The sequence below is a fragment of the Campylobacter sp. RM9328 genome, from assembly GCF_012978615.1.
Genome location: NZ_LIWF01000064.1, coordinates 1 through 591 on the forward strand (window position 1 = coordinate 1; position 591 = coordinate 591).

Here is a 591-nt window from a genome sequence, read left to right on the forward strand (position 1 = left end):
TTCTACAGAGCTAATTAAATTTTTAAAAGCTAAATTGAACGAAAAACTTAATAAAGAGAGATACTACACTATAGAAAGCTCACCAGCACTAAATACAATCAAAAAGAGCTTTGAAAATTTACCAAAAAAAGAACAAAATGAGATAAAAAATGAGCTAGAAGCAGAATTAAATAATGAAGTAAATGGAATATAAAATGAAAATTATATTGCCTAAAAGTGTAGATAAATATTTATCAAAACAATTCAAAGGAGACCCTAAAAATATTCATCTAATTAGACTATTTTTAGATACAAAATTGGCTACTTCTGAAAATCCTACAATGCTACCAAATTGTAAAAAACTTCAAGGATATGAAAAACACTACCGATGGAAAATCAAGGATTATAGAATTATTGGTATAGTGGAAAATGATATTTTAACAATCGAAATTATAAAAATTACCACACGAGAAAATGCTTATAAATGAGCAAAATTTCAAGCATAAATTTTAAAAAGTCTGTTGATTTTCAAGTCTTTCACAATTCAACAGTTCGCCCAAATTATGCAATTGGTGGCGAACTCATAGCCAATAGAAAAGGCTATGAAGCTTT

General features: G+C 27.2%; 2 protein-coding genes. Both read left to right on the plus strand.

Features of this window, described 5'->3' with window-relative positions:
• Positions 1-193 (plus strand): hypothetical protein (locus CCAL9328_RS10695; RefSeq protein WP_211436856.1); only part of this gene is annotated, 193 nt, incomplete at its 5' end.
• Position 194: 1 nt separating this feature from the next.
• Positions 195-467 (plus strand): type II toxin-antitoxin system RelE family toxin, encoded by a 273-nt coding sequence (locus CCAL9328_RS10700; RefSeq protein ID WP_141080839.1) that lies wholly within the window; start codon positions 195-197, stop codon positions 465-467.
• Positions 468-591: the final 124 nt, after the last annotated feature.